General features: G+C 65.7%; 16 protein-coding genes. 6 read left to right on the forward strand and 10 right to left on the reverse strand.

The features are described from left to right. The 5 genes from C8265_RS07425 to C8265_RS07445 all read left to right on the forward strand — a co-directional run bounded on the left by C8265_RS07425 (position 1) and on the right by C8265_RS07445 (position 6,399). Positions 1-4,005 (forward strand): baseplate multidomain protein megatron, encoded by a 4,005-nt coding sequence (locus tag C8265_RS07425; protein WP_108483384.1) that lies wholly within the window; start codon positions 1-3, stop codon positions 4,003-4,005. 9 nt (positions 4,006-4,014) lie between these two features. Further along, positions 4,015-5,091 (forward strand): DUF2793 domain-containing protein, encoded by a 1,077-nt coding sequence (locus C8265_RS07430; RefSeq protein ID WP_108483385.1) that lies wholly within the window; start codon positions 4,015-4,017, stop codon positions 5,089-5,091. 16 nt (positions 5,092-5,107) lie between these two features. Next, on the forward strand, positions 5,108-5,395 hold the full coding sequence (locus C8265_RS07435) for a DUF6127 family protein (protein ID WP_108483386.1): 288 nt from the start codon (positions 5,108-5,110) through the stop codon (positions 5,393-5,395). A gap of 75 nt (positions 5,396-5,470) precedes the next feature. Further along, positions 5,471-6,145: a YcbK family protein gene (locus tag C8265_RS07440; RefSeq protein ID WP_108483620.1), complete on the forward strand. Its 675-nt coding sequence runs from the start codon at positions 5,471-5,473 to the stop codon at positions 6,143-6,145. Continuing rightward, positions 6,145-6,399 (forward strand): hypothetical protein, encoded by a 255-nt coding sequence (locus C8265_RS07445; RefSeq protein WP_203561091.1) that lies wholly within the window; start codon positions 6,145-6,147, stop codon positions 6,397-6,399. Before C8265_RS07440 ends, C8265_RS07445 begins: the two co-directional genes overlap by 1 nt. A 192-nt stretch (positions 6,400-6,591) precedes the next feature. Here C8265_RS07445 and C8265_RS07455 read toward each other — a convergent pair whose 3' ends face one another. The 8 genes from C8265_RS07455 to C8265_RS07485 all read right to left on the reverse strand — a co-directional run bounded on the left by C8265_RS07455 (position 6,592) and on the right by C8265_RS07485 (position 14,159). Beyond that, positions 6,592-7,071, reverse strand: coding sequence for a DUF411 domain-containing protein (locus C8265_RS07455; RefSeq protein ID WP_045685040.1), 480 nt, complete (start codon positions 7,069-7,071; stop codon positions 6,592-6,594). Between the two features lie 39 nt (positions 7,072-7,110). Then, on the reverse strand, positions 7,111-9,444 hold the full coding sequence (locus C8265_RS07460) for a heavy metal translocating P-type ATPase (RefSeq protein ID WP_108483387.1): 2,334 nt from the start codon (positions 9,442-9,444) through the stop codon (positions 7,111-7,113). A 67-nt stretch (positions 9,445-9,511) separates the two neighbouring features. Further along, on the reverse strand, positions 9,512-10,822 hold the full coding sequence (locus C8265_RS07465) for an APC family permease (RefSeq protein ID WP_108483388.1): 1,311 nt from the start codon (positions 10,820-10,822) through the stop codon (positions 9,512-9,514). Beyond that, on the reverse strand, positions 10,819-11,493 hold the full coding sequence (locus tag C8265_RS07470) for a TVP38/TMEM64 family protein (RefSeq protein WP_108483389.1): 675 nt from the start codon (positions 11,491-11,493) through the stop codon (positions 10,819-10,821). Before C8265_RS07470 ends, C8265_RS07465 begins: the two co-directional genes overlap by 4 nt. A 1-nt stretch (position 11,494) precedes the next feature. Further along, positions 11,495-11,881, reverse strand: a complete 387-nt coding sequence (locus C8265_RS07475; protein ID WP_045681285.1) for a DUF302 domain-containing protein — start codon at positions 11,879-11,881, stop codon at positions 11,495-11,497. Between the two features lie 16 nt (positions 11,882-11,897). Next, positions 11,898-12,026, reverse strand: a complete 129-nt coding sequence (locus C8265_RS19905; RefSeq protein WP_264224588.1) for a hypothetical protein — start codon at positions 12,024-12,026, stop codon at positions 11,898-11,900. A gap of 120 nt (positions 12,027-12,146) precedes the next feature. Further along, positions 12,147-13,700, reverse strand: coding sequence for a multicopper oxidase family protein (locus C8265_RS07480; protein WP_062563567.1), 1,554 nt, complete (start codon positions 13,698-13,700; stop codon positions 12,147-12,149). A gap of 72 nt (positions 13,701-13,772) precedes the next feature. Further along, on the reverse strand, positions 13,773-14,159 hold the full coding sequence (locus C8265_RS07485) for a hypothetical protein (protein ID WP_240611009.1): 387 nt from the start codon (positions 14,157-14,159) through the stop codon (positions 13,773-13,775). Positions 14,160-14,306: 147 nt separating this feature from the next. Between C8265_RS07485 and C8265_RS07490 the strand changes: the two genes are divergently transcribed. Further along, entirely contained in the window at positions 14,307-14,714 is a 408-nt protein-coding gene (locus tag C8265_RS07490) for a c-type cytochrome (RefSeq protein ID WP_420818853.1), read from the forward strand. Positions 14,715-14,767: 53 nt separating this feature from the next. Here the strand turns inward: C8265_RS07490 and C8265_RS07495 are convergent, their stop codons facing one another. Together C8265_RS07495 and C8265_RS07500 are read right to left on the reverse strand one after the other, a co-directional pair. After that, positions 14,768-14,947 carry an ion channel gene (locus C8265_RS07495; RefSeq protein WP_208998929.1) on the reverse strand — a complete coding sequence of 60 codons (180 nt, stop codon included), beginning with the start codon at positions 14,945-14,947 and terminating at the stop codon, positions 14,768-14,770. A gap of 66 nt (positions 14,948-15,013) precedes the next feature. Continuing rightward, a complete protein-coding gene (locus C8265_RS07500) occupies positions 15,014-16,264 on the reverse strand; it encodes an IS256 family transposase (protein WP_108483390.1) in 1,251 nt (416 codons plus the stop codon). Positions 16,265-16,435 lie beyond the last annotated feature (171 nt).

A 16,435-nucleotide genomic window follows, 5' to 3' on the forward strand; every position in this document is an offset into this window, starting at 1 on the left:
ATGGCCACACTCGTTCTTGGTGCCGCAGGTGCCGCCATTGGCGGCAGCATTGGCGGCGCAATTCTCGGCGTCAGCGCCGTCACCATCGGCGGTTTTATCGGCTCAACCATCGGCTCGGTGGTCGACAGCTGGATCATCTCGTCGCTCGCACCGACCCAGCGCATCGAAGGCGCGCGGCTTGATAATTTGCGGATCACATCGTCGACTGAAGGGGCAGTGATCCCGCGGCTTTATGGCCGCATGCGGGTCGGCGGCAATATCCTATGGGCGACGGATTTCCGCGAAGAGACCAGCACGACCCGGCAGGGCGGCGGCAAAGGCGGCGGACCCAAAGTCACAACGACCGAATATATCTACTATGCTTCGTTTGCCGTGGCGCTGTCGGAGGGGCCGATCACCGGCATCGGGCGTATCTGGGCGGACGGCAAGCCGTTGGACACCGCCGGAATCACCTGGCGCTGGTATCCGGGCGATGAGAGCCAGGCGGCCGATCCGTTCATTTCGGCCAAGATGGGCGCGGCCAACACGCCTGCCTATCGCGGCACGGCCTATGTTATCTTTGAAGACCTTCCGCTGGGAACCTACGGCAACCGCATCCCGCAGCTGAGCTTCGAGGTGTTTCGCCCTCTGGCCGATCCCGACACCGCCGAGGGTCTGACCCGCGCCGTCACCATGATCCCGGCCTCTGGCGAGTTCGCCTATGCCACGCAGGGCATCCGGAAAGGCAGCAGCGGATCGCAGACCGCTGACAATCTTAACGCATTGACCGACACTGCCGACATGGTGGTGGCGCTGGACCGGTTGCAGGCCATGGTGCCGAAGGTCGAGAGCGTCAGCCTCGTGGTGTCCTGGTTTGGCGATGATCTGCGCGCCGGGCACTGCCAGGTCCGGCCGAAAGTCGAACTGGCCGACAAGACCGCCAAGCCAAAAGCCTGGTCTGTCAACGGCGTGAACCGGGCATCGGCACATCTGGTCAGTCGCGATGGTGATAATCGTCCCAACTTTGGCGGCACGCCTGCGGATTTCACGGTGGTGCAGGCGATCCAGGAGATGAGGTCGCGCGGGCTGCGGGTGACACTCTATCCGTTTCTGATGATGGACGTGGCGCCGGGCAACACGCTGCCCACCCCATATTCCGACAACGCCGCCGAGACCGGCCAGCCTGCGTTCCCCTGGCGGGGACGGATCACCTGTTCTCCGGCTGCGGGCTATGTCGGATCGATGGACAAGACCGCTCCGGCCGCCACTCAGGTCGCAGCGCTCTTTGGCAGCGCCAGCCCTGCAGATTTTGCCATATCGGGCGAAAGCGTCAGTTGGACCGGCGCGTCCGGCGACTGGGGCCTGCGCCGCATGGTGCTGCATTACGCCTTTCTTTGCGCGGCGGCGGGCGGCGTTGATGCTTTTCTGATCGGGTCGGAGATGCCGGGACTGACGACGATCCGCTCGGGTGCCTCCACCTATCCGGCGGTGCAGGCGTTACGCGACCTGGCGGCGGATGTGCGCGCGATCCTTGGGGCGTCGACGAAGATTGGATATGCGGCCGACTGGTCGGAATATTTCGGGCACCAGCCGGGTGACGGCAGCGGTGATGTGTTCTTCCACCTCGATCCGCTCTGGGCCGATCCGGAGATCGATTTTATCGGCATCGACAATTACATGCCGCTGTCGGACTGGCGGGATGGGTTTGACCATGCCGATGCGCAGGAGGGTTGGCCCGCGATCTACGACCGTGCCTACCTGCAGGGGAACATTGTAGGCGGCGAAGGCTTCGAGTGGTTCTATGCCAGCGCCGCCGAACGTTCAGCGCAGATCCGGACGCCGATCACCGACGGCACGGCAGGAAAGCCCTGGGTGTTCCGCAACAAGGATCTGAAAGCTTGGTGGTCGAACGCACATTACAACCGCCCGGGTGGGATGGAAGGCAGCACGCCGACGGCTTGGGTGCCGCAATCCAAGCCGATCTGGTTCACCGAGCTTGGCTGCCCCGCCATTGACCGCGGCACCAACCAGCCCAACGTCTTCTTCGACCCGAAGTCGTCCGAGAGCTTCACGCCGCATTTCTCACGGGGCTGGCGGGATGATGCGATCCAGCGCGCCTACCTCGAGGCGACATATCTCTGGTGGGGTGACGCGGCGAACAACCCGGTCTCGTCAGTCTACGGCGGCCGGATGGTGCACTTGCCTGAATGTGCCGCCTGGACCTGGGACGCGCGACCCTATCCGTATTTTCCCGAACTCACCGATGTCTGGGCCGATGGGCCAAACTGGCGGCTCGGCCACTGGCTGACCGGACGGCTTGGCGCGGTGTCGCTGGCAGCGCTTGCCCGCCACCTCTGCCTGCGGGCCGGAATGCCGGAGGCGAGGGTCGACGTCACTGGCCTCTGGGGCGCGGTCGAGGGCTACGCCATCGGCGCGCTGGAAAGCCCGCGCGCCTCGATCACCACGCTGTCGCGGCACTTTGGCTTCGACGCGGTCGAGACCGAGGGGGTGATCCGGTTTGTCATGCGCGGCCGTGGATCCGTCACCACCATCGTACCTGACGATCTTGTTGCCGCTCGCGAAGGCGACGTGCTGGAACTGACGCGCGGCCAGGAAACCGAACTGCCGCAGGCGCTGAAGTGGCAGATCGCGCGGGCCGATGAGGATTACGACGCGGCCCTCGTCGAGGCCCGGCGCATCACGGTGGACACGACGCGCATCGCGTCCGAGTCCTTCCCGATGGCCGTACCGCCCGAGGAGGCCGAACGCCGCTGCCGCCGCGCGCTGATGGAGGCGTGGGTGGGGCGCGAGACCGCGGCGTTTCGTCTGCCGCCCTCGCGCCTCGCGCTTGACCCGGCCGATGCGATCCGGCTGGAGCATGACGGGCGGTTGGTCGATCTGCGGCTCGTCTCCATTGCCGACGCCGAGGCGCGGGGCATCGAGGCGGTGCGCCAGGACCGGGCGACCTACGACATGCCGCCCGGCGATCCCCGCGCGGCGTCGCTGACGCGCGCCGTGGTGTTCGGCGCACCGGATGCGGTGCTGATGGATCTGCCGCAGCTGACCGAGGACCAGCCCGCGCATCGGCCGTTTGTCGTGGCGAATGCCGTACCCTGGCCCGGCGAGATGGCGGTGTTCCGCAGCCCCTCGACCGATGGCTTCGAGCTGCTGACCACGTTCGGCAGTCGCGCCCGGATCGGGGTGCTGGTCTCCGACCTCTATCCGGGCCCCACCTCGCGCTTCGATCTCGGCAATGCTCTGGTGGTCGATCTGCTGACCGGCACGCTGGAAAGCGTCACGGACCTGACCTTGTTCGGCCGGGCGAACGCGCTGGCCATCGAGAGCGCGCCCGGCGTCTGGGAGATCGTCCAGGCGGGCGCGGCCGAGCTTCTGGCGCCGGGCCGGTATCGTCTGACCCGGCTCCTGCGGGGCCAGCGCGGCACCGAGGGTGCCATGGGCAACCCGGCGCCTGCTGGCGCGCGGGTCGTCGTACTCGACGACAGCCTCGCATCGCTGCCCATCACCGAGGCTGATCTCAGCATCCCGTGGAACTGGCGCATCGGACCAGCCAGCCGTCCGGTCAGCGACGAGACCTATGTGGGGCAGACCTTCACGCCTGAGGGCGTCGGGCTGCGGCCCTTCTCCGTCGCACATGTCGATCAGCCGTGGCGTCGCGCCCGCACGCCCGGCGACCTGACCATCCGCTGGACGCGCCGGTCCCGCGCGCTCGCGGCCGACAGCTGGGGCGCGGTGGAGGTGCCGCTGGCCGAGGGTGAGCAGGGACCCTGGCCCCAGTGGGGCCAGGCAAGCCCTGCGAACGAAGCCTACGAGGTCGAGATCCTCGACGGCGCGACCGTGAAGCGGGTGCTGAGCACGGCCACCACCAGTGCGGTTTACACCGCCGCCGTGCAGACCGCCGACTGGGGCGCGCCGCTTGGCCCCGGCGACACGCTCGACATCCGCATCGTCCAGCTCTCCGCCCTCGTGGGGCGGGGCGCGCCCAAGACCGTCACGCTCACGTTCTGAGGCCATCCCATGTCCGACGCCACGACCCATCTCCTGCTGCCCTACATCCTCGCGGCGCAGGCCCAGAAGCATGTCACCCACAACGAGGCGCTGCGGCTGCTCGACGGGCTCGTCCAGCTCTCCGTCCTCGACCGGGAACTTACCGCGCCGCCCGGCAGCCCCGTCGATGGCGACCGCTACATCGTCGCCTCGGGCGCGACCGGCGACTGGGCGGGGTGGGACCTGAACGTCGCGCTCTGGACCGATGGCGCCTGGTTGCGCCTGCCGCCGCGGAGCGGGTGGCGTGTGTGGGTGGAGGACGAGGGCCTACTGCTCGTCTACGATGGCGCGGGCTGGATCGGGACCACACCAGCAGCGCTGCAGAACATCGCGCTGCTCGGGTTGGGCACGACAGCGGATGCCTCGAACCCGTTCTCGGCCAAGCTCAACGCCGCGCTCTGGACGGCGAAGACCGCGGCCGAGGGCGGCACCGGAGATCTGTTCTACACCATGAACAAGGAGGCCGCTGGCGACGATCTCGGGCTCACGCTGCAGACCGGCTTCGTGACCAAGGCGCTGGTGGGGCTGTTCGGGTCGGACCGCTTCCGGCTCGCGGTCTCCGCTGACGGCAGCACCTTCTTCGACGGCCTCAGCGTCGACAACGCCACCGGCATTGTCGATCAGCCCCGGCTGCCGCGGTTCAAGGCGTACACCAACTACGACAACTACGTGGGCGTTGGGACCTGGACGAAGATCGGCCTGAACAACACCGACTACAACGATCAGGGGGCCTTCGACGCCGCGAACAACCACTTCGTGGCGCCTGTCGACGGCACCTATCTCTTCGGCGCGACGCTGCTCTACAAGATCAACGCCAGCGCCACGGCCCGCATGCGCGGGCGGCTCGTCCTGAACGGCACGACCGAAATCCGCGGCTCCCTCGGCGAAATCTCCGCCACCCATGTCTCGCTCGCTACCGCGATCTGGCTTCAGACCATGGTGCCGCTGACGGCAGGCGATACCGTCGAGCTGCAGGGGTATTTCCGGGTCGCGGACGGCTACTTCGCCGCCGATCACACCTCGTTCTGGGGCTGCAAGGTCGGCTGAGCGGAAGGAGGACCCAATGAACCCACCCCGATCCGAGGGCTTCGTGCGCATGCCCGATGCCGAGTTCGAGGCGATCCTGACACGCGCCGCCGAGGAAGGCGCGAAGCGCGCGCTGGCCAATGTCGGGCTCGACGGCGACGAGGCCGCGCTCGACATCCGCGATCTGCGCTCCCTGGTGGACTGCATCCGCCTGGTCCGCCGCACCGCGATGCAAACCGCCGTCCGCATGATCACCACGGGCGTCATGCTGGCGCTGCTCGCGGGCATCGCCATCAAGCTGAAGATCTTCGGCGGCGGCCCGTAGCCGCGCCCCATCCCCATTCATCAGTCCGCAATGACCCGCCCTTTGAGGCGGGTTCTTTCGTTTCGGAGGACCCTCATGACCACGACATTCCATCGCCATTGGCGCGACGTTCCGGAGAGCGCATGGCGCTTGCGGAATTTCAGCCCCGCCGAGATCGCCTGCCGGGGCACCGGCAAGCTGCTGGTCAACGAACCCGCCCTCGACAGGCTGCAGGCGTTGCGCGACCGGCTGGGCAAGCCGCTGATCGTCCGCTCGGCCTATCGCAGCCCCGAGCACAATCGCGCCGTGGGTGGCGCCACCCGCTCCAAGCACCTCGACGGCGCCGCCTTCGACATCGCCATGGCGAACCACGACCCGGTGGCCTTCGAGGCGGCGGCCCGCGAGGTCGGGTTCCTCGGCTTCGGCTTCTACCCGCGCTCGGGCTTCATCCACGTCGACCTCGGCCCGGCGCGTCAGTGGGGCGAGCGCTTCCCGGTCCGGGCGACGGCATTTGCAGCCGAGACGCCGCCCGCGCGCGAGGCGCTGGCCGACAGCCGCACGATGAAGGGTGGCGGGGCGGCGGGTGTCGCGACGCTCGGCGCAGCCGGGGTGGAAGTCGCCCAGCAGGTGCTGGCGGAGACGCAAAGCGCCGTCCTGCCGCTGGTGCCGTATCTCGACACCCTGCGCTGGGTGTTCATCGCAGTGGCGCTCGGCGGCATCGCGGTCACGATCTACGCGCGTCTCGATGACTGGCGCCGAGGGCAGCGGTGATGGCCCCGCTCCTGATCGGGTTCGCCGCCAGCCCATGGATGCGGGCCGCTTTGCGCTACGGCGCCATCATCCTCGCCCTGCTCCTGTTCCTGCTTTCGCTTCGGCGGTCCGGCGAGCGAGCGGGACGCCTCGCTGAACGCCTTCAGACCACGGAGAAAGCCAATGATGTCCAACGCCAGATGCTCGAGGCGACGGCTCGTCGTCCTAGGTCTCGCGACGAGCTTGCTGAGCGGCTGCGCAACGGTCGGTTCTGAGCCCGGCATCGCGACCGTCTGCCCGCCCGTGGTAGAGTACAGCCGCGAGTTCCAGGCGCGCGCAGCCGAGGAGCTCGCGCGGCTGCCGCACGGGTCGGCCATCGCCGAGATGCTGAGCGACTACGCCGTGATCCGGGATCAGGTCCGTATGTGTTCTCGCCCCTGATCAAGAGCCGAATTGGAGCCTCAAGGTCAGGCAGCAGCGTAGCTGGTAAAGACCTCGTTCGATCCGTCGCGCCGGATCAGAAACACGTCGTAGGCCTCGCGCTGGCTTTCCGGTCCCATCCCGGGCGAGCCGTAGGGCATGCCTGGCACTGCGAGGCCGACCGCGTCGGGGCGTTCCAGCAGGAGACGGCGAATGTCGGCAACAGGGACGTGACCCTCGATAATGTAACCATCCACACGACCCGTATGGCAGGAGACCATCTCCTGCGGGATGCCGTTGTCCAGCTTGTAGCGCATCAGAAGCGTCCCGGCGCTCGCCTCGGTCGTGACGGCGAAGCCGTCGTTCTCGAGGATCTCGATCCAGGCCGAGCAGCAGCCGCAGTTGGGGTCCTTCATCACGTGGATCGCCGGACCGGCGCCTTGCGCCAGAGCCCTCAAGGGCGACGCAGCCGCCAGCGCAGCTGTGCCGATCAGGAGCTTGCGGCGGGAAAACATGTCTTGGGTCATCTGATGTTCCTTTCGAGGTTGGATGTGTGGGCTGGCAGATCAGAGGTCGACCCGCCTGAGCCGCAGGGCGTTGGTGATCACCGAGACCGACGACAGGCTCATCGCCGCCGCCGCGATCATCGGCGAGAGCAGAAGTCCGGTGACAGGGTAAAGCAGCCCGGCGGCGATGGGGACGCCAAGCGCGTTGTAGGCGAAGGCGAAGAACAGGTTCTGCTTGATGTTGCGCAAAGTCGCACGCGCCAGCTTGCGCGCCCGGACGATGCCCATCAGGTCGCCGCCCAGCAGGGTAATCCCTGCGCTTTCCATCGCCACATCCGCGCCGGTGCCCATGGCGATGCCGACATCGGCTGCGGCGAGCGCCGGGGCGTCGTTCACTCCGTCACCGGCCATCGCGATCTTGTGGCCATCGCGGCGCAACTGGTCGATCAGGTCCTTCTTGGCCTCGGGCAGGACGCCCGCGCGGACTTCGTCAATGCCAAGCTTACCTGCCACCGCCTGTGCCGTGCGTTCGTTGTCGCCCGTGGCCATGATCACGCGCAGGCCCTGGGCGTGCAGTTCCTTGATCGCTTGCGCGGTGCTGTCCTTGATCGGGTCAGCTACCGCTATGATGCCAACAAGCGCGCCATCAACGGAAATGAACATCGCCGTTTTGCCGTCGGCGCGCAGGGTGTCAGCCTTCACGTCGGCCGCACCCGTGTCCAGCTCCATCTCTCGCATCATCGCGGCGTTGCCGAGCGCCACGGCGCGTCCGCCAACTCTGCCGCGCACCCCCTTGCCGGTGACAGCCTCGAAGTCGGTGGCCTCCTGACGCGGGGAGCCCTGTGCCTCGGCGCCCTCGACGATGGCTTCGGCCAGCGGATGTTCCGAGCCGCGCTCGAGCGCAGCAGCCAGCGACAGCAGCTCCATCTCGGTCAAATTCCCAAGCGCGACCGTATCCGTGAGCTTGGGCTTGCCCATGGTCAGGGTGCCGGTCTTGTCGACGATGAGCGTATCGACACCCGCCATGCGCTCCAGCGCCTCGGCGTCCTTGATCAGCACGCCCGCCTGCGCGCCGCGCCCCGCCGCCGTGGTAATCGAGATTGGGGTCGCCAGCCCGAGCGCGCAGGGGCAGGCGATGATCAACACTGACACGGCAGATGCGATGGCGAAGACCAGCGCGGGCTCTGGGCCGAAGATCAGCCAGACTACAAAGGCGACAATGGCGATGGCGACAACGGTTGGCACAAAGACTGCCGACACCCGGTCCGCCAACCCCTGAATGGGAGCGCGGGACCGTCGCGCGTTCGACACCATGGCCACGATCTGTGCGAGCACCGTATCCGCGCCAACCTTGCCCGCCTCGATTACCAGGCTGCCGTTTTTGTTGATCGTGGCCCCGGTCACATCATCGCCCAGACCTTTTTCCACTGGCATCGACTCACCAGTCAGCATGCTCTCGTCCAGCGAAGACCGGCCCTCGATCACCGTCCCGTCGACCGGGACCGCGTCGCCGGGGCGCACGCGCAGCCGGTCGCCCTCCATGATGTTCTCGAGCGGCGCATCATATTCGGTGCCATCGGGCAGGATGCGCCGTGCCGTCTTGGGTGCGAGGTCCAGCAGCGCGCGGATCGCGTCGCCTGTGCGCTCTCGTGCGCGGAGTTCCAGTACCTGGCCCACGAAGACCAAAGTGACGATGACCACGGCCGCCTCGAAATAGGTGCCGACGCCGTGTCCCATCCGGTACTGTTCGGGGAAAATCCCGGGTAGGAAGGTGGCAACGATCGAATACAGGTAAGCCGCCGCCACGCCGAGGCTGATCAGCGTCCACATGTTGGGGCTGCGGTTCACGATCGAGTCCCAGCCGCGGCGGAAGAACGGCAAGGCGGCCCAGAGGATGATCGGTGTCGCGAGCAGGAACTCCAGATAGCTCGCTGTCTGATGCCCGATCCAGTCGCGCACCGGCAGCGCCACCAACTCGCCCATTGTCAGGATGACGAGTGGCACTGCGGCGGCAGCCGAGATCCACATCCTCCGTGTAAAGTCAGTCAATTCCTCGCTGGGCTCGTCGGACGGCACCATTGGCTCCAGCGCCATGCCGCAGATCGGACAGGCCCCCGGCGCATCGCGGACGATCTCCGGATGCATCGGACAGGTGTACTGGACATTGGCCGGTGCCGCCTTCTTCTGCCCGGCAGCCCGGCCCGAGGCGTAGAACCACGGATCCGCCTTGAACTTCGTCTGGCACTTCTCCGAGCAGAAATGGAAGGTCTCGCCCTCGAACTCGGCGTGACGCCCGTCCGTATTGACCGCGACCGTCATCCCGCAGACCGGGTCCTTTGCCGTCTCGGTCCCCGTCGGGATGTCGTGCGTTGCGTGATGATGATCATGTTCCATGGTCTGCCAGCCTTTCGGTATCTCGTTTCAGCTTGCGGCCTCCAGCCGTTGGAAGCTCAAGCCCTTTTCAATGGTGGTCGTGAGCGCCTTCCGGGGCGGGATTCCGTGCGAGGAAGATTCCGACGAACAGGAACACCAGCGCCATGCCGATCGCACCCAGGACGACGATCAAGGGGTCGGACTGCCATTTCATCGCGGCGAAGGCGGCCAGCACCACGGCATCAAGTGCGATTGCCGTCAGCAACACCCAGCCCCGAGCGCCGATTTCTTCGCGCAGATGCCGGAACACGCCAAAGTGGATGATCATGTCCATCACCAGATAGAAGAAGGCCCCGAGCGAGGCGATGCGGTTGAGATCGAAGAAGACCGTCAGGAAGCCCGCGATCACGACGGTATAGACGAGCGTGTGATCCTTGATCGTGCCTTGCATCCCGAAATGGCTGTGCGGGATCATTTTCATGTCGGTCAGCATCGCCAGCATCCGCGAGACCGCGAACACGCTGGCGATCAGACCCGACGCGGTGGCCACCAGCGCCAGCGCCACCGTCAGGTAGAAGCCAGTCTTGCCGAGCGCGGGCTCGGCGGCCTCGGCCAGCGCGTAGTCCTTCGACGCCACGATACGGTCTAGCGGCAGGCTGGAGCCGACCGCGAAGGCCACCAACAGATAGACGACGACGCAGAGCGCGATGGACCAGATGATGGCCCGGCCCACGTTGCGGTGCGGGTCGGTGACCTCTGCGCCGCTGTTGGTGATGGTCGTGAAGCCCTTGAAGGCCAGGATCGACAGCGCAACCGACGCCACGAAACCTGTGGCTGCAAAATCATCACCCGTCGCCTCGAACGAGATGCCGCTTGCCCAAAGACCCGCTGCGCCGAACAGCGCGATGCCGCCCACCTTGAGCACGGCCATGATGATGGAGAACAGCCCAACCGACCGGGTGCCCGATGCGTTCACGAGATAGGCGAAGACGATCAGCCCGACACCGAGAATAGGCACGAGAATGCTGTCCGGATCGCCGCCGAACGCCCGCAGCGTGTAGGTGCCGAAGGTGCGCGCGACGAGGCTTTCGTTGATCACCATCGACAGCGCCATCAGCAGGGCGGCGCCCGCCGCGATCGTCGTCGGGCCGTAGGCCTTCTTCAGGATCATCCCGATGCCGCCCGCTGACGGATACGCGTTCGACATCTTGATGTAGGTGTGGGCGCTGAAGGCGGTCACGATGGCGCCCACGACGAACGAGAGCGGGAAGAGCGGCCCGGCAAGCTCGGCGATCTGGCCGGTCAGCGCGAAGATGCCCGCGCCGATCATCACGCCGGTTCCCATGGCCACAGCACCCGGGAGGGTAATGCTGTTCTTCTCGTAATCGCTTTTCGTCATGGATTTTCCTTTTCAGGCTTTTGTCGCAGCGCCACCCAGAGCAGCGGCAACCCCGTCACAAGCCCGAGTCCGAGCACCGCCCATGTCGCGCGCCCGAGGTCACCGCTCACCGCCTCACCGCCGAAATGGGCCAGCAGGAAGCTTGCCGGTATGATCCCCGCCAGTGTTGCGACGGCGAACCGCCAGGCGTGCAGGCGGCTCAGCCCTGCCGCATAGCTAATCATGTCGAAAGACACGAAGGGCATCAGGCGGCTGGCAAAGATCATCGCCGTCAACGCGTTCTGCGAGCCGAGCAGCCCGGCATCGACGCGGTCCCCGAACACCCGCCGCAGGACGTCATGCCCCAGAACCCGTGCGAGACCGAAGGCGATCAGCGCCCCGAGCTCGGCGCCGATGACGACCTGCACGGTCCCCCAGAGATGTCCGTAGGCCGCTCCGGCCGCCAGTGCGATGGGTGCACTCGGGATTGGGCTGGCCACGACCGCGATGGTCATAAGCGTGACGATCAGGACCGGCCCCCAGAGACCCGCACGCGCCACCAGCGTTTCCAGACGCTCGGGCTCCAGGAGGCTGCGCGCCTCGGCGAACACCGAAGGCGCGAACTGCCAGACAGCGAGCAGTCCGATGCCGAGGATCGCAAGGCCCGCGAGAATGGTGACGCGCAGGCTCATCTCAGACCGCCGCGACGGCCTTCGCCAGGAGGTCGCGCACCTCGCCCGCCACGGCCGTCAGTTCGGCGTTCTCAATCGCCTGCATCGACGCCACAGGATCGATGGCGCTGACTTCCACGCCACCGTCGACCTCGCGCAGGATGACGTTGCATGGCAGCATCGCACCGACGCGCGGTTCGATCCCGATGGCCTGATGCGCCATCTTGGGGTTGCAGGCGCCGAGGATGCGGTAGGCGGGCATCTCGACATCTAGCTTCTTCTTCATCGTCGCCTTGACGTCGATCTCGGTCAGGATGCCGAAGCCGTGGTCGGTGAGGGCCTTCCGCGCGCGAGCGTCGACGTCGTCGATACCGGCGTCGGGGAACATTCGATTGATCGTGTAGGTCATTGCCAACTCCTTTTTTCTATTTCCGAAGATACTTGATCAGCGCTGCTATGGCCAAAACCAGCAGCACGAGGATCAGCAGGCCGAAGAGCCAGCCAAACCCCATTCCGAAACCCATTCCGGGGCCCATGTCGTTCCAGTTCATCATCTCATCCTCCTGATTTTTACCCGCAGGGTGCGTCTTTTGGCCGGCCCTCACGACAACATGGGGCAGGACAGACCAGGATCGGTGCCGGGCGGGGCGCCATGTCCGGACGACCCGCTGGGATCAGACGGACGCCGTGACCGCGAATTCGGTCATCATCCCCGTCGTAAGGTGCGGCATGTGGTGGCAATGCAGCATCCATCGGGCGGCCTCACCGACATCGAGGGCGACATCGACCATCGACATCGGTGGCACGTGAACCGTGTCGCGTAGTGCACCGGCGACCCGACGCCCGTTCAGCCCGACGACCTGGAACACATGGCCGTGCAGATGCATCGGGTGCGCCATCATCGACATGTTGTGGAACGACAGCACGACCCGCTCACCGCTGCGTGCGGTGATCGGCTGGTGCTGGCCCCAGACTGCCCCGTTTATCGTCCAGACGTACGGCTGCATCGAACCGCCCAGCATCAGCATCTGGCTGCGGTCCACGGGTCGATCCGGCAGAGCGTCCAGCGCGATGAGGCGCGCCTCCTGCGCCAGATCGGTGTCGAACGCGGGCGCTTCGGCATCCGCCATTGCATCGAGACGCCGCACTTCGGCACCCTGCGTGGCGAGGATCAGGCCGGTGCGCTCGCGCGCGCCTTCGCGCAGGGCGAGGATCGGCCAGGCGCCGCCTTCGTGCGGCAGGTCGATCTCGATGTCCAGACGCTGGCCCATTGCCAGACCGAACCGCGTGCCGGCGAGAGGTTCGACCGCGTGCCCATCTACCGCGACCAGCCGCGCCTCGGCACCGCCGGTCTCGATCCAGAATACCGTCGCCGCAGCGGCGTTGATGACCCGAAGCCGGATACGGCCACCGCGCTCGACCTGGACCACCTCCGGGTCCGACAGGGTCCGGTCATTGGCGAGATAGGCGTCCCAGTCATAGTCGTTCAGGTCCATGGCCATGCCGCCCATCTGGCCGCCCATACCCATCATCCCGCCCATTCGGGGCATGTTGCCCATCGGCATGCCGCCCGTGGCGCCATGGCCCATGGCCCCGTGATCCATGCCCTGCATCGCCCCCATGCCTCCCATGGGAGCGCCCTGATCGGGCAATGCACCGGCACCATGGCCCGCGCCGTGCCCGCCGCCATGACCTGCGCCGATCTCGGCCAGAACCTCCTCGGGGGCCTTGAAGGAGAAGTCATGAAGGAACATCACGACGTCTTGCCGGTCGGCAGCAACGTCCTCGGCCGAGCGCACGATCAGCGGCGCGGCGAGCAGCTGCATCTCCTGGGTGGGCACATGGCTGTGCATCCAGTGCGTGCCGGGCCGTGCCTCGAAGTCGTAGGATCGGGTTTCACCCGGTGCGAGGAGGGGCATCGGCATGTCCGGCACACCGTCCTGCGCGTTGGGCGGGATCTGTCCGTGCCAGTGGATGATGGTACCGACGTCCAGGTCGTTGGTCAGATCGACCCGGAACCTCTGGCCGGGGTCGAGGATCAGTCCCTGACCGCCGGGGCCGGCAAGCCCGAAGACCGTGGCAGCGCGACCGTCGATGTCGAGCGTGCGCGTCGCAGCGGAGAGGCTGATCGGCGCCACCCCTTGCGCGAAGGCGATGCGGGGCAAGTGTGCAGCGCCAATGGCGGCCGCACTTGCGGCAAGAAAGCCGCGTCGAGAAAGCATGTTCATGGTCGTCTCCTCGGGACTTCCGTCCCGTTCATCAATACCGATGGGGCGCCTCGGGCGTCTGCCCGGGCGCGCTCAGAGGAGACGGAGCTTGGGAGGTCGTTCGTTCAGTCCCGGCGCACGGCTGACGTGGATTGCCGCGGACGGGACGTCATGACTGGCGGCGCCGTAGGCGTGCCCGGCTTCCTCGCCTGCCGACGTCAGGAAGGCAGAGAGGCCTGCGCATACGAACTCGCACATCTCGGCATCGGCCGATCCACAGTGCTCTCCAGCGTCACAGTCGAAGCCCGAAATGACCGGAGAGTGCATCATGTCGGCGACATGCATCGCGTGATCCACACCGGAATTCATGCTCATGCGTGTCGCATGCGCGGAGGTCACCGTCGTCACCACGGTGATCGCGAGTATGGCAAGCATGGTGACGACACGTTCGAGCATGCTGCAAAGATAGGCATTGCTCACGAGAATGTCCAGTGTCGCAGGCGCCTCGCCGCTGGCACAACGTGGTCTCGACCAAACGCGAATGTTATTCCGCAGTGATCGGGGATAGACGTCTTGAAAAAAGCTCTCCGAAATACTGTCGTGATCGGTCTGGTCGTCGGAGGTGTGATCCTCGCGGTCTTTGCTGGCTGGCGTTATGCCGGTACCGCATCCACCGCCGTGGCGTCGGCGGACATCATCGCGCAAGGACGCCAGATCTATGCGGATCAGTGCGCCGCCTGCCACGGCGCGGAACTGGAGGGCCAGCCGGGCTGGCGCTCGCCGCTTCCGTCCGGCCGGTTGCCGGCGCCACCCCACGACGCCAGCGGCCACACCTGGCACCATCCTGACGATGTCCTGTTCCGCATCGTTAGGGAAGGCACCGCCGCCGTGGTCGGCGGCGGATACGAGAGCGACATGCCCGGCTTCGCAGACGTGCTGAGCGACGCGGACATCCGCGCCGTTCTCGATTACATCAAGAGCACATGGCCAGAGCGCGAGCGCCGATACCAAGAGAGGTTGTCGGAGGCAAACTGACATTCCCCATGGTCGTCGGCTGCTACTCGCGCCAGGCCAGTTCGCAGACCGAGTTAGAGGAACGTCGCCGACCAGGTCAGCACCATGAAGCCGCCGAGCGACTGCATCATGTTGACCATCCGTATCGGCCCGGTTGCCTCGATCTGCGTGTACCCGAGCGTGGCGAAGTTGACGCCGGAGAAGTAGATCAGGCCGCTCCAGCATGGGTCGTAGCTGCCGTCGAAGCCTCCCACGCCCCAGCCCTGCAGCGCCCTGTAGACTGCGGCGAAGAGATATGCGCAAAAGTTGGTGACGCTTGATCAGGCGGCATCTTGAACGTGGCGGAGACCGTCGCGGAACTCAACCCCTTGGATGATCTCGGGCAGGCGGTTTTGGCCGTCGAGTTTGCGCCATTTCTTCTGCGCCGATATCATCAGCTTGAACGCCATCGCCAGACCGGTTTTGCGGCTGAGGCACCCCTTGGTGCGTTTTGTGCGATGCCGGACGGTGGCGAAGGTGCTTTCGATCGGATTTGACGTGCGGACGTGTTTCCAGTGCTCGGCCGGAAAGTCGTAAAAAGTTAGCAGCGCGTCGCGGTCCTTGACCAGCTTGGCCACCGGCTTGTCCCATTTCACACCATAGGTTTCGACGAAGAAATTGAAGGCGACAGAGGCCGTGGCTTTTGTCTCTGCCTGCCAGATGTCGTGCAAATGGCCCTTGGCTTTTGCCTGCAAGGATTTCGGCATCGCGTTCAGCACGTTCATCGCCTTGTGAACCCAACAGCGTTGTTCTCGCGTCGTAGCGAACACCTCCCGCAGCGCGGTCCAGAACCCGAGTGCGCCGTCACCGACAGCCAGCTTGGGGTCCTGTTTCAGGCCGCGCCGCTTGAGATCGAGCAGAACCTCGCGCCAGCTTTGCGTGCTTTCGCGGAAACCGTCAGTCATGGCCAACAGCTCTTTGCGGCCATATTCATCAGCCCCGACGATCACCAGAACGCATTGCTTTTCTTCAGCCATGCGCGGTTTGAAGTAGACGCCGTCAGCCCAGATATAGAGGAAGCGCCGACTGCCAAGATCGCGTTTCTGCCAGGCCTCGAAGTCTTTCCACCAGTCGGCTTTGAGCCGCGTGATGGTCTTGGCAGACAACCCCTTGGCGTTCGGACCCAGCAGCGCCTCCAGCGCCTCGGTAAAATCGCCCGTGGACACGCCCTTGAGGTAAAGCCAAGGCAGCAGCTCCTCAATTGATTTCGCTTTGCGCAGATAGCGCGGCAGGATGCTGGGCGTGAAGGTGATCTTGTCTTCGCCAGCGCCCCTGTCCCGCACGCGCGGTACTTTCACCGGCACTGGACCAATGCCAGTCATCACCTCCCGTTCGGGTAAGTGACCATGGCGCACCAGGCGTGCCCGTCCGTCCTCGAGCCTTTCCCCAGAAAAGGCGTTCATCAGAGCAGCCAGTTCCGCATGGATCGCCTGTTCGATCAGCTTGCGCGCTCCATCGGGCAGGACTTCGGTGAATGGGTCGGAGCTAAATCCCGATGGATCGGATAGCTGGGTGATGGTAGTCTCTTGCATGTGGCATATCCCTTTCTCAGCAGAGAATTGACGGCGTCTGAACACCGCCATGATATGCCGCCCCTCAGGGCATCACCAACTTTCGCGCGTTTCTCTGCGGCGAAAGCCAGGATTTCAATCGTGTGGAGCGCGAGCAGCCCGACGAACGCCACCATGATCGCCGCCTGCGGT

Source organism: Oceaniglobus ichthyenteri, from assembly GCF_003057885.1.
Lineage (GTDB): Bacteria > Pseudomonadota > Alphaproteobacteria > Rhodobacterales > Rhodobacteraceae > Oceaniglobus > Oceaniglobus ichthyenteri.

What these genes read in the sequence shown, in the direction of transcription:
- C8265_RS07425 (WP_108483384.1), top strand. Translation starts at nt 1, where the DNA reads ATGGCCACACTCGTTCTTGGTGCCGCAGGTGCCGCCATTGGCGGCAGC.
- C8265_RS07430 (WP_108483385.1), top strand. Translation starts at nt 4,015, where the DNA reads ATGTCCGACGCCACGACCCATCTCCTGCTGCCCTACATCCTCGCGGCG.
- C8265_RS07435 (WP_108483386.1), top strand. Translation starts at nt 5,108, where the DNA reads ATGAACCCACCCCGATCCGAGGGCTTCGTGCGCATGCCCGATGCCGAG.
- C8265_RS07440 (WP_108483620.1), top strand. Translation starts at nt 5,471, where the DNA reads ATGACCACGACATTCCATCGCCATTGGCGCGACGTTCCGGAGAGCGCA.
- C8265_RS07445 (WP_203561091.1), top strand. Translation starts at nt 6,145, where the DNA reads ATGGCCCCGCTCCTGATCGGGTTCGCCGCCAGCCCATGGATGCGGGCC.
- C8265_RS07455 (WP_045685040.1), bottom strand. Translation starts at nt 7,071, where the DNA reads ATGACCCAAGACATGTTTTCCCGCCGCAAGCTCCTGATCGGCACAGCT.
- C8265_RS07460 (WP_108483387.1), bottom strand. Translation starts at nt 9,444, where the DNA reads ATGGAACATGATCATCATCACGCAACGCACGACATCCCGACGGGGACC.
- C8265_RS07465 (WP_108483388.1), bottom strand. Translation starts at nt 10,822, where the DNA reads ATGACGAAAAGCGATTACGAGAAGAACAGCATTACCCTCCCGGGTGCT.
- C8265_RS07470 (WP_108483389.1), bottom strand. Translation starts at nt 11,493, where the DNA reads ATGAGCCTGCGCGTCACCATTCTCGCGGGCCTTGCGATCCTCGGCATC.
- C8265_RS07475 (WP_045681285.1), bottom strand. Translation starts at nt 11,881, where the DNA reads ATGACCTACACGATCAATCGAATGTTCCCCGACGCCGGTATCGACGAC.
- C8265_RS19905 (WP_264224588.1), bottom strand. Translation starts at nt 12,026, where the DNA reads ATGATGAACTGGAACGACATGGGCCCCGGAATGGGTTTCGGAATGGGG.
- C8265_RS07480 (WP_062563567.1), bottom strand. Translation starts at nt 13,700, where the DNA reads ATGAACATGCTTTCTCGACGCGGCTTTCTTGCCGCAAGTGCGGCCGCC.
- C8265_RS07500 (WP_108483390.1), bottom strand. Translation starts at nt 16,264, where the DNA reads ATGCAAGAGACTACCATCACCCAGCTATCCGATCCATCGGGATTTAGC.